Raw genomic sequence first — 11,164 nt, forward strand, 5'->3', positions numbered from 1 at the left:
GGGACATGCTGTCTCATGTGCTCTCCGTCCTCGATCTGCTCGACTCCCCGCAGGCGTCTGCCGCCGGCGTCATCGAGGCGTTGGAAGCTTCGGCCCCCGACTTCGTCGAGTTCGAGTCCGAAGTCGTGACAGGGGAGAAGGGCTCCACAGACTTCATCAGGATCATCATTCCCGGAACCGAGGGAAAGCGATTCGGCGGTCGTGCCCGGACGCTGGGAATCCTCGGTCGCCTCGGCGGTCTGGGTGCCCGTCCCGAACTCATCGGCTTCGTCTCCGATGGGGACGGGGCCGCTGCGGCGCTGTCGGCGGCGGCCAAGCTGTGCGCCATGGCCGCGCAGGGTGACAGGTTGGTCGGCGACGTCATCGTCGCGACGCACATCGATCCCGATGCCCCGACTCAGCCCCATGATCCGGTGCCATTCATGAACTCCGTGGTGGAGATCGAGGAGATGAATGCCCATGAGGTCAGCTCCGAAATGGACGCGATCGTGTCGATCGACACGACGAAGGGCAACCGGCTGCTCAACCACCGCGGCATCAGCATCACGCCGACGGCGAAGGATGGGTACCTCCTCCGCGTCAGCGAAGACCTCATCGGGGTTCTCGAAACCGTAACGGGGGATCATGCTCGGGTGTTCCCGATCACCCAGCAGGACATCACGCCCTACGGCAATGGGCTGCACCACGTGAACTCGATCATGCAGCCGGCCGTCGCCACCGACGCGCCGGTGGTCGGCGTCGCACTGACCACGGTCACCGCGGTGGCCGGCTGCGCGACGGGTGCCAGCCATGCGGTCGACATCGAGGCCGCCACTCGGTTCGCGATCGAGGTCGCGAAAGGATTCGGCTCTGGAGCGGTCGACTTCTTCGATGAGGTCGAATTCGAGCGGATCGTCGACCTCTACGGTTCGAACTCGCACTTCCGGAGGCAGGGAGGAGCCGGCACATTGTGCTCTTCCTGCGGCGGCAGGATAGCCGACGAAGTCCGCGCGACGCGTTGAGATACATAGGGGTGGTCGCGGGTGAGATGGCAGCTTGGGTGATTAAGAAGGACTGTTGAGCGATCAGCTCAGGCCCGGCCGCCATCACCTCAGGCCGGGCCGCCATCACCTCAAGCCGAGGTGCCGTTGCGCAGGCTCTTCGCCACAGAGTTCACCTGGAGCTTCTTCTGGTTGTTCACCGTATCCGCGAAGGCCTGGAGGAACTCGGAATCAAAGGACTCCGCCAGTCCGATCTTGCTGCCGGCGAATGATTCGGCAGGGACTGCGGCGAACCTCCGGACAGTATCCTTGGCGGTGCTGACGACTGCCGTCGATGGCACCAGGTGAGTGACAAGACCATAATTGTGCGCCTCGTGGCCGAACAGGAGTCGACCGCTGAGGATCATTTCCTTCATCCGGGCGTACCCGACGCACATCTGCAGCAGGCGGGCACCCACTGCGCTTGCCATTCCGCTTCTCACCTCGGGTTGACCCATTCGGGCGTCGGGGTGAGAGACGATGCTGTCGGAGCACAGTGCCACTTGGAATCCGGAACCAGCTGCCACGGCGTTGATCGCCGCAACCACGGGCTTCGGGCAGAAGCGGACTGCATCATAAGTGGTCTTGAGCTCGGCCATCTCCGTCTCGATATCGGTTTCCGACCAGTCGACAGCATCGTCGAGGTCCTGACCTGCGCAGAATGCCTCGGGGGCACCACCGGTGATGACGATGCCTTGGCAGTCGACGGTCCCGTCTCCGCAGTCAGCCAGAATTCTCACGAATTCCCTGCGCATCGCACGGGTCCAGGCATTTCGCTTGCCGACGTTCGTGATCGAGACGATGGCGATCGAGTCCTCGACGGTGACAGTGACTTCTCCCATGGGGATTCCTCTCTTCTCGGCCGGCAGCCGACGTTCAATGATCAGCGACCGGTCCAGACCGGAGGCCGGTGTTCGAGGAAGGCCGTGAGGCCCTCCCGGTAGTCCGCGGATTCGAAAACGGATTGGCGGACGTCGTCGACGGCTCCTTCGGCCAGGCGCTCACGCAGCCTGCGGATCTCGGTCTTCGAGGCCTTCAGCGATAGAGGAGCGCTCGTGCTGATGCGTTCTGTCAGCTTCTTCGTGGCCTCGTCAAGTTCGACTTCGGGCACCACCTCTGCGGCAAGACCTGCAGCCACGATCTCCTGTGCCCTGATCAGGCGCGAACTCAGCAGCATGTCCAGGGCGCGGGGAATTCCCACCTGACTGGCGAGGAGCACGTACGTCGCAGGCGGCAGCGTTCCGCCGGTCGTCCGCGCCATCGGATAGCCCAGCTTCACAGAATCGGCGACAACGCGCAGATCGCAGGCGAGCGCGAGAGTCGCACCCGCGCCGACACATGGCCCAGCGATGGCTGCAACGGTCGGAATCGAGAGATTCTGGATGGCAGAGATGATCTCGCTGATGCCGTCTTCGTAGTCGCGGTAGGTCTCCCAGTCGAGGATGTCGGCGACAGCAGTGATGTCGGATCCCGCGGCGAACGAGCGTCGACTTCCGTCAACTCCGCCGAAGACTAAGGACGTGACGGTTGGATCCGATTCGGCTCTTCTGCATGCCTGCCGAATTCCCTCGTACATGTCCGAAGTCAGCGCATTGAGCGACTCGGGACGGTTGAACGTCACCCACAGACTCGAGCCGACGTGTGTGGTGAAGTAATCCTGGGACCGTGTGTCCAGCGATCTGTCGACTGTTTCATGCATGTGCTGGAACCGCTTCCTGCTCCTGGGCAGTCGGAACCTCGGCCTGAGCGATGACTTCACTCTCCAGCAGCATGTCAATGCGATCGGGTGCATATCCGAGATCACTGAGGACCGAGCGGGTGTGCTCTCCGAGCATCGGCCCGGCGCTGTCCCTTCGAGTCGGAGTCTCCGAGAAGCTCATCGCCGAACCCATCTGCCTGACTCGTCCGGCGGCTGGATGTTCTGAATCCCAGAAGAATTCACGGGCGAGGAGATGCTCGTCGTTGAACGACTGGTCATACGACTGGACGGGAGCGCAGGGCACCCCCGCCTTCTCGAGCTCGGCGACCCAATGCGATGCCGGCTTCGTCGTCGTGGCGGCCTCCAACGCTGCCACGAGTTCGTTCCGATGCGCTCGGCGCGTGTTCTTGTCAACATATCGTTCGTCATCGAGGAGCTCGGTCGTTCCGGTCACCGTGCACAGTGCCTCAAATGCGGAGGGGGTGACGGCGCCCACCGCAAATGAAGAGGAGCCGGCGGCCTTGAGGACTTGGTAGGGGGCGCTGATGGCATGCGCGGTTCCCTGCGGGACCGGAACATCTCCGTTGGCGAAATAGCGAGCGGCCTCCCAGACGGCTAGCGACATTCCTGATTCGAAGAGATTGACGTCGATGTGCTGGCCGAGCCCCGTTTCGTTCCGAGCCTGCAGCGCAGCAACTGCTCCGAGCGCACCGTAGATCCCACATACCAGATCGCAGACCGGAAAACCGACCTTGACGCCTTCCCCGCCTTCTGGGCCCGTCACGCTGATCATCCCGCTGCGCGCCTGAGCCATGATGTCGAGGCCGGGGTGCAATGCCAACGGTCCCGACTGACCCCAGCCAGAGGCTGAGATGTAGATGAGTTCCGGATTGCGGGCATGCATCGCCTCGTAGCCGAGTCCCAGCCTGTTCATTGAGCCGGGGCGAAGGTTCTGGACGAGGATGTCGGCTTCGTCGATGAGCTTACAGGTGGTCTCAATGCCTTCCTCCGTTTTGAGGTCGATGGCCACTGACCGCTTGTTGCGATTGAAGCGCATGAATCCTGAACCCTCACCGTTGATGAAGGGAGCGGACGCACGTTCCTTGTCGCCGCCGTTCGGGGGTTCGACCTTGATCACGTCGGCACCGAGGTCTGCCAACTGCATCGAGCAGAACGGCCCGGCAAGAAAATTGGCGATCTCGACGACTCGTATGTTGCTGAGTGGGTGCATGAGAAATCCTTCATCTGAGAATCGGGGAACTTCGGGCTGGTCGTCAGCCTTTGTTACGACGATAGGGAGCAGAATTCCTCCGGTCTATAGTTGTTTGAGTCCTATTCTTCATGTATTGATATAGCTATGGCTATTGATCCGACGTTCTCGCAACTCAAGGCCTACATCGCGGTGTGCGAAGAGCTGCATTTCGGCAGGGCCGCCGATCGCCTTCACATCACCCAGCCACCGCTGAGCAAGATGATCCGAACGTTGGAGAAGTCTCTCGAGACTCAGCTGCTCGAACGAACCTCCCGTCGAGTGGAGATCACTCCTGCGGGTCAGGCGTTCCTCAAAGATGCGCGTCTGCTCGTCGAGCATCTCGACCGCGCCAAGCGCACGGCACGGGAAGTCAGCCAGGGGTTGGGCGCCACCTATCGAGTTGGTTACATCGAGAGCGCGGGACTCGACATACTCGGCAGTGCTCTGACGGCTTTCAGGCTCCTGCATCCCGATACCCACCTCGAGCTCCACGAAATGCACACCACCGAACAGGTGGAACGGCTGCGGGACCATCATCTCGATCTTGGACAGGTGCGGGCCGGCGCTGTCGGTGAGCCGGGGATCGAACTTGAGGACGCATACGAGGATGAGCTCGTCCTGGCGGTGCCCGACCAGTTCCCGATCGTCGGCGAATCGGTGGAGTTGGCGAGGCTCGCGCTGGAGAAATTCGTCGTCTATCATCCCAGCCTCGGGGGAGGAACTCTCAATGCCACCTTGGAGGCGACGTCCAAGGCGGGATTCACGCCGCGGATCGAACACATGGCCACAAGCACCCCGATGCTGTTCAGCCTCGTTGCGGCCGGCGAAGGTGTTGCGCTCGTGGTCGAGCGGACTGTGCGACCGGGTCGCCCAGGTATTCGCACGGTCAGGGTGACGAACCCTGTCCCGTACATTCAGGTCTACCACGCGTGGCGGAGCGGGGAAGACAATGATGTACTCAGGAGTTTCCGCAACCTCGTCAACAAGTACGGTGCGATGAACTCCCACTGATTGAACCAACGGGAATCAGCCATTCCCTAGAGGCAATCAATGATTGCGAAATGGGACACGGTAAGTCATAGACCTTGGTCCTCGGAACTTCTAGTGTGGAGACACATCAGATGCACCTCGCTGGAAGTGACGTCGATTGCGACCAGGCAGCCGGACACGGTCTGCCGAAGCATTCGAAGTCAGAGCTCGACGCTGAGCAGCCGCTTTCACGTTCTCGACTCAATCACGTTATTCGGACGATCGAGGCACCGCGGGGGCCGGTGGATCCAACCCGCGCGAGGCGACAGCTGATCGAATCGTGAAGAACTACTTCTCCTGCTCTCAATGAAGGGAACCATCATGATCAACCTCAGGAGGCCAGTCCTGCGCTCTCCGGTCAAACGGACCGTCGCGGCGGCCGGGACAGCCGCCCTGGTCGCCGGGCTGGCGGCCTGTGGAGGCTCGTCGTCGGCGACGACCGACCAGAATCCCGAGCAGCTGACCATCGCTGCGAGCACTGAACCGAAGAGCTTGGACCCAGCCGATGCCGCGGACTATGCCAACTATGCCCTCAACGGTCTGATCTACTCGCCCCTGTTCATGAAGGACGAAAAGGGCGAACCGCAGCCGGTGCTCGCCAAGGACTACTCGGTCAGCGAAGACAAGACGAAATGGACGATCAACCTGAAGGAGGGAATCTCCTTCAGCGACGGAACGCCGTTCAACGCCGAAGCCGTCTGCTACAACGTCGATCGGCTCATCGACCCTGAATCCTCATACGGAGCGTCGGCCCGGTGGAATGTCGTGGACGGTTGCGAGACCATCTCGGATTCTCAGGTCGTCCTCGATACGGGTGAGCCGTACGCGCTGCTCATGACCTCGATTCTCTCCCATCCGCCGATGTCGCAGATGGTGTCTCCGTCCATGGAGGAGTTCGGGGATGAGAAAGGCAGCAATCCGGTCGGCACAGGGCCATACAAGATCACGAACTGGGCCAACGGATCCAAGGTCAGCCTGGAGAAGAATCCTGAGTACAACGCGGAGGTGCTGGGAGAAGCGCCCGTCTTCGACACAGTCGAATGGCGGATTGTTGCAGAGGACACCACGCGCGTACTGCAGCTGGAATCCGGAGAGGTCGACTTCGCCTACAACATTCCGTCGACAAGCACGGATCAGCTGGAGTCGAATGGCAATGTCGAACTGATCAAGGTGGCAGGGCGCTTCGCCCAGTACTCTCTCAATGCGACGAAGGAGCCCTTCGACGATGTCAAGGTGCGTCAGGCCGCAAACCATGCGGTGAACAAGGAGCAGATCGCCAAAGAACTTCTCAATGGAGAGGCCAAGGTGGCGACGGGCTCGGCCGGCAGCGCTGCACAGGGCTTCGCGCCGGTCGGGCAGTACGAGTACGATCCGGAGAAAGCGAAGAAGCTTCTTGAGGAGGCCGGTGCGGTCGGCGCAGAAGTCGCGATCACCACACCGGTGGGCCGCTACCCTCAGGACAAGGTGGTTGCTGAGGCAGTGACTCAGCAGCTCAACGAGGTGGGCTTCAAGGCGACGACCAACGCCATCGGCGACTGGCCGACACTGCAGAAGGATATGTTCTCCGACAAGCTCCAAACTGCCTATATGGCTTGGTCTCCGGGAGCGGTCGAAGCACTGTACGAGCAATGGGACGGCTGTACGAAGTCCCAGTGGGCACTCGGTCACCACTGTGTGCCGAAGCTGACTGAGCTGCGAGAAGAGGCGTCAGCAGAATTCGATGAGGGGAAGCGCGCGGCCCTCGAAGAGGAGCTCCAACAGACTGCTTTCGACCAGGCGCTCGGTCTCTATATGTTCGAGATCAACGATGTCAACGGTCAGTCGACGGCGCTGGAAACCATCTATGAGGATCCCATGACCTACGTCAACTTCCTCACCGCGAAGCCGAAGGAAGGGTGATGAGGGCGGGCTTGAACCGAACACCTCACTGACGAATCCGCACGGCCGGCCATCGTCCTTCCGAGGCGTCTTCATCGCTGAGACATCCAGCGATGAAGGCGCTTCGTTTTCGTAAGCTGGACCACTGTCAAGATCGATCTCCCTTCCATTGATCAAGCTTCAATTGATACCTGAATGGATATTGAAGTTATGCAAACAGGACATGCTCTGCCATAGACGGAAGTCTTGGCGTTGCCTAGCCTGGAATCTATGAAGGCACTGCTCCGGCGGTGTCGTGACAGCTCAACTCAAGGACGAGAAATGACTCTTCACTCACCCAGCGAAGCCCACGGTCGGCGAGGTGGCCGACCATGACGACGTACATCGTCAGACGGGTGATGCAGGCGCTGCCGATCATGATCGCTGTCTCGTTCCTCGTATTCATGATGAGCCGACTCATGCCAGGCGACCCTGCTGCAATGATCGCTGGGCCCCAAGCCACACCAGAACTTGTCGAGAACATCCGCCAGGAGCTCGGCCTCGACGAACCGATGCTCACCCAGTACTGGGCATTCCTGACAGGATTGCTGCAGGGAGACCTCGGCAACTCGATCCTCACCAAGGCGCCGGTCACCGCAGAGATCGGCAGCCGCCTCGGTGCTTCGCTCCAGCTCGCCGCTGTTGCTCTCGTGTTCTCATCCGTCATCGGACTCAGCCTCGGACTCATCGCCGGATCGCGTCCGGGAAGCAGATTCGACAAGGCGATCCTGGTCGGCTCGGTGGGGACACTCTCGATTCCGAACTTCTGGCTGGGCCTGACCCTTCTCGTCTACCTGGCAGGACAGCTCGGCTGGTTCCCCGTGGGCGGCAACAATGCGCCCTCGAGCGTGATACTGCCAGCCATCACACTGGCGTTGCCTCCGTCAGTGATGGTCGCGCGACTGACTCGGGCCAGCGTTGCCGGCGAAGTCGGCAAGGCCTACGTCTGGAGCGCAAGGGCGAAAGGCGCTTCGAACCGACGCGTCATGGGCCACCACGTGCTGCGCAACGCCCTCCTGCCGGCGGTCACGATGATCGGTTTGGAGGCGGGATCACTGCTCTCCGGGGTCATCGTCATCGAAACCGTGTTCGCTTGGCCGGGAATCGGCACACTGCTCATCAACTCCCTCATGGTCCGTGACTACCCCGTGATCCAGGGACTCATTCTCTTCTTCTCCTTCGTGTACATCTTCGTCAACCTCGCTGTCGATGTTCTCTACGGCGTGCTCGACCCACGAACTGCGCACGCCTCCTCATGAGCGCAGTGCACTCACAACCGATCGGTATGTCATGACTTCACCCACAGAAGATCACACGCGACCCACTCAGGCGGAAGGGCTCTCGACTCCCGGCTCAACTGTCGAGCCGGTCCCGACAGTCGTCCTCAGAAGGTCGAAGAGCGCGCGGCTCAAAGGCGCCCAGAACGACGAGTCGATCCGCTACGCGTTCGCGAGGATGGTGCGCAAACCACTCCCCGCGCTGTCGCTGATGATACTGACGTTCATGGGAATCATGGTGGTGTTCCCGGATCTGTTCACCCAGTTCAAACCGGGTCAACAGGACCTGTCAGCTGTCATGCAGGACCCCAGCCCAGAGCATTGGCTGGGAACAGATGCGCTCGGACGCGATCTGTGGTCGCGGATAGTCCATGGAGCTCGCTACACGCTGGGGCTGGCTCTGGTGGCCAATATCATCGCATCGGTCGTCGGCGGGCTCCTCGGCACCTTCGCCGGGTACATCGGTGGAATCGTCGATAACGCGCTGATGCGAATCCTCGACGTCTTCCTGTCGTTCCCAGGCATCGTTCTCGCCATCGCCTTCATGGCGGTGGCAGGGTCGGGAACCCCCAGCCTCGTCTTCGGAGTCGTACTCTACACATTCCCGCTCTACGCCCGGGTCGCTCGCGCCGCCACGCTGTCCGTGCGATCCCACGACTTCCTCGCTTCCGCACGGCTCAGCGGAAGGCGCACTTTGACAATCATGTTCGACCATGTGGTCCCCAACATCAGCGCCACGATGACAGCTCTGGCCGTGGTGCGCATGGCCGAGTGCATTCTCACGATCTCCGCGCTCAGCTTCCTTGGAATCGGGCTCGAGCCGGGGGTCCCCGAATGGGGTCAGATGCTCAGCGACGGTCGGCAGTACATGCTGAGTCGACCGGACGCCGTCCTCTATCCGGGGCTGGCGATCATGTTGGCAGTGCTCGCGATCAACGTCCTGGGACAGTACCTCACCGACATCTTCGATCCCTATCAGAAGTCCTGAGCCCGGACACATTCATGAAAGTGAACCGATGAACACTGTGAAACAGCGGCACCTGCCTCGGACTCAGCCGCGCAAGACGAATGACGACTTCGAGGGACCACTTCTTTCCGTGGAGAACCTGACGGTGCGCTACGGCGGCTCCGACTCCTCGACTCAGGCAGTGAAGGGAATCAGCTTCACCGTGGAGAAGGGTGAGACCGTCGCCGTCGTCGGGGAGTCCGGCAGCGGCAAATCCACCGCGGTCCTCGGCAGCGTGGGTCTCATCTCCTGTCCTCCCGACGGGGTCACCGGCCGAGTGACGTTTCAGGGCATCGACCTGCAGAGTCTGTCCGTGCCTGAGCTCAACCGGATCCGCGGTCGCGACTTCGGAGTGGTCTTCCAGGACGCCTTGGGTTCGCCGAACCCCGTGCTCACAGTCGGAGAACAAGTCGCCGAACCACTCATCATCCACGGCTTGGCTTCCAAGAGAGAGGCGAGAGCCCGCGCGATCGAACTTCTCGACTCGGTCGGGATCCCGGACGCGGCCGGCCGCATCGATGACTATCCGCACCAGATGTCGGGCGGGATGCGGCAACGAGTCATGATGGCCACAGCACTGTCGTGCGACCCGACGCTGCTCATCGCCGACGAACCGACCACCGCACTCGACGTGACCGTCCAAGCCGAAATCCTCGCCCTCATCAAGCGTGAACGCCAACGGCGAGGCATGAGTGTGCTCATCGTGTCCCACGATCTCGGAGTGGTGGCCGGATTGGCAGATCGAGTCATCGTCATGTACCAGGGTTCCATCGTCGAGGATGCCGACGTCGACTCCCTGTATCGAGATCCGCAGCACCCGTACACGCGTTCATTGCTGGACTCGATTCCCAAGCCGGACCGGCCGCGCAGATCCCATCTCGAGGTTCCGACGAAGGCCACCATCGAATCGTGGGCGGCTGCTCCGACACCATCCAAGGAGATTCCATGAGCACGCTCGCTCCACCACCAAGCAGGGACGCGGTCCTGGAGATCCGGGACCTCGTCAAGACATTCCGGCGCAGCTCCGGGCTGTTCGGGAAGAAGAAAGCGATCCACGCCGTCCGCGGAGTCAGCCTCGATGTGCGAAGGGGAGAGACCCTCGGCATCGTCGGCGAATCGGGAAGCGGCAAGTCCACCATGGCTCGTATGGCGACTCGACTGCACAAGCCGACGGAAGGAAGCATCTTCTTCAATGGCAGGGATCTCACGTCACTGCGGGGCAGCACCCTGATCGAGGCTCGACGCGGAATGCAGATGGTATTCCAGGACCCACTGGGCTGTCTCGATCCGCGCAAACCTGTGATCAGCCTCGTTGAGGAGCCGCTGCTGGTGACCGGCGCGAGCAAGGCCGAGCGTCGAAGGCGGGTCGCCGAAGTCCTCGGCGCAGTCGGTCTCGATCCGGCCTTCTATCAGCGGCGTGCCCACGAACTCTCGGGAGGCCAACGACAGAGGGTGGCGATCGCCCGTGCCATCGCGCTGGTGCCGGACCTCGTGGTCTGCGACGAACCCACTTCTGCGCTCGATGTGACCTCACAGGCGCATGTTCTCAACCTGTTGCTGGACATGCAGTCGCAGAACGATCTGAGCATGATCTTCATCAGCCACAATCTCGACGTCGTTCGGCACATGGCCGATCGTGTAGCCGTGATGTATCGGGGACAGATCGTGGAACTCGCTCCCGCAGACGATCTCTACGAGCGCACGACGCATCCGTACACGCGGTGTCTCATCTCCGCTATTCCGATCGCCGACCCCGAAGCCGAACGGGCACGGGTGCCCTTGTCAATGAAGGAGCTGGCAGCAGAGCACCCGCCGCTGGGCTCGTGTCCGTTCGATGACCGGGACTGCACGCCGGAGGAACCGTACCTTCACGAAGTCTGGCCTGATCACTGGGTACGATGCTTCCCTGGGCTGGCGCACGCGGCCCAGCAGCGCCCTCACCGTGCGACACCGGTGAGCGGCTGA

Annotated in this window: 10 protein-coding genes; 7 read left to right on the forward strand and 3 right to left on the reverse strand. The window is 61.5% G+C overall.

Features of this window, described 5'->3' with window-relative positions; genetic code table 11:
* The first annotated feature begins 5 nt into the window (after window positions 1-5).
* Window positions 6-1,001 carry a DUF1177 domain-containing protein gene (locus RIT73_RS06625; RefSeq protein WP_309131275.1) on the forward strand — a complete coding sequence of 332 codons (996 nt, stop codon included), beginning with the start codon at window positions 6-8 and terminating at the stop codon, window positions 999-1,001.
* 110 nt (window positions 1,002-1,111) lie between these two features.
* Here RIT73_RS06625 and RIT73_RS06630 read toward each other — a convergent pair whose 3' ends face one another.
* The 3 genes from RIT73_RS06630 to RIT73_RS06640 are packed head-to-tail and all read right to left on the reverse strand — an operon-like array spanning window position 1,112 to window position 3,949.
* On the reverse strand, window positions 1,112-1,861 hold the full coding sequence (locus RIT73_RS06630) for an enoyl-CoA hydratase/isomerase family protein (RefSeq protein WP_309131276.1): 750 nt from the start codon (window positions 1,859-1,861) through the stop codon (window positions 1,112-1,114).
* A 41-nt stretch (window positions 1,862-1,902) separates the two neighbouring features.
* Window positions 1,903-2,718 (reverse strand): enoyl-CoA hydratase-related protein, encoded by an 816-nt coding sequence (locus RIT73_RS06635; protein WP_309131277.1) that lies wholly within the window; start codon window positions 2,716-2,718, stop codon window positions 1,903-1,905.
* A complete protein-coding gene (locus tag RIT73_RS06640; RefSeq protein WP_309131278.1) occupies window positions 2,711-3,949 on the reverse strand; it encodes a CoA transferase in 1,239 nt (412 codons plus the stop codon). The genes RIT73_RS06635 and RIT73_RS06640 overlap by 8 nt, the downstream gene beginning before the upstream one ends.
* A 126-nt stretch (window positions 3,950-4,075) precedes the next feature.
* Between RIT73_RS06640 and RIT73_RS06645 the strand changes: the two genes are divergently transcribed.
* The 6 genes from RIT73_RS06645 (at window position 4,076) to RIT73_RS06670 (ending at window position 11,164) form a co-directional block, all read left to right on the forward strand.
* On the forward strand, window positions 4,076-4,981 hold the full coding sequence (locus RIT73_RS06645; protein ID WP_309131279.1) for a LysR family transcriptional regulator: 906 nt from the start codon (window positions 4,076-4,078) through the stop codon (window positions 4,979-4,981).
* A gap of 339 nt (window positions 4,982-5,320) precedes the next feature.
* Window positions 5,321-6,898 carry an ABC transporter substrate-binding protein gene (locus tag RIT73_RS06650; protein ID WP_309131280.1) on the forward strand — a complete coding sequence of 526 codons (1,578 nt, stop codon included), beginning with the start codon at window positions 5,321-5,323 and terminating at the stop codon, window positions 6,896-6,898.
* Between the two features lie 350 nt (window positions 6,899-7,248).
* Window positions 7,249-8,175, forward strand: a complete 927-nt coding sequence (locus RIT73_RS06655; RefSeq protein WP_309131281.1) for an ABC transporter permease — start codon at window positions 7,249-7,251, stop codon at window positions 8,173-8,175.
* Window positions 8,176-8,206: 31 nt separating this feature from the next.
* Window positions 8,207-9,181, forward strand: coding sequence for an ABC transporter permease (locus RIT73_RS06660; RefSeq protein WP_309131282.1), 975 nt, complete (start codon window positions 8,207-8,209; stop codon window positions 9,179-9,181).
* 28 nt (window positions 9,182-9,209) lie between these two features.
* Window positions 9,210-10,148 carry an ABC transporter ATP-binding protein gene (locus RIT73_RS06665; RefSeq protein WP_309131283.1) on the forward strand — a complete coding sequence of 313 codons (939 nt, stop codon included), beginning with the start codon at window positions 9,210-9,212 and terminating at the stop codon, window positions 10,146-10,148.
* The gene (locus RIT73_RS06670) at window positions 10,145-11,164 is read left to right on the forward strand and encodes an oligopeptide/dipeptide ABC transporter ATP-binding protein (RefSeq protein WP_309131284.1); all 1,020 of its coding nucleotides are present in this window, start codon (window positions 10,145-10,147) and stop codon (window positions 11,162-11,164) included. Before RIT73_RS06665 ends, RIT73_RS06670 begins: the two co-directional genes overlap by 4 nt.

The organism is Brevibacterium sp. (assembly GCF_031179145.1).
Classification (GTDB): domain Bacteria; phylum Actinomycetota; class Actinomycetes; order Actinomycetales; family Brevibacteriaceae; genus Brevibacterium.